At 53.0% G+C, this 423-nt stretch carries 1 protein-coding gene; it reads left to right on the top strand.

The annotated features are described in order from the left end of the window. Positions 1 to 423: NAD(P)/FAD-dependent oxidoreductase (locus LKX83_RS31905; protein ID WP_227887282.1), on the top strand; the 423-nt coding region annotated here is incomplete at both ends.

Here is a 423-nt window from a genome sequence, read left to right on the forward strand (position 1 = left end):
CGCTGATTGAGATGGCGAACCAAGTGATGGCTCCGCTCGACTATGAAATGGCTTCTATTTTGCACCGCCATCTGCAGGATCAAGGCGTACAGCTGCTGTTGGGTGACGGGGTTCATTCGTTTACGAATCACGGCAAAAAAATCATGCTTGCGAGCGGCCGGGAAATCGAGACGGACATGATCGTTCTGTCCATCGGTGTCAAGCCGGAAAGCACGCTTGCAAAAGAGGCAGGGCTTGCGCTGGGAGAGCGTGGCGGCATTGGAGTAAACGAATGTCTGCAAACATCCGACCCTTCCATTTATGCGATTGGCGATGCGATCGAAGTCACCGATTATATTCACCAACGGCCGACAATGATTCCGCTTGCCTGGCCGGCAAACCGACAGGGCCGCATGGTGGCTAATAACATATACGGCAAAAAAG

Source organism: Cohnella baijiui (genome assembly GCF_020731285.1).
Classification (GTDB): Bacteria; Bacillota; Bacilli; order Paenibacillales; family Paenibacillaceae; genus Cohnella.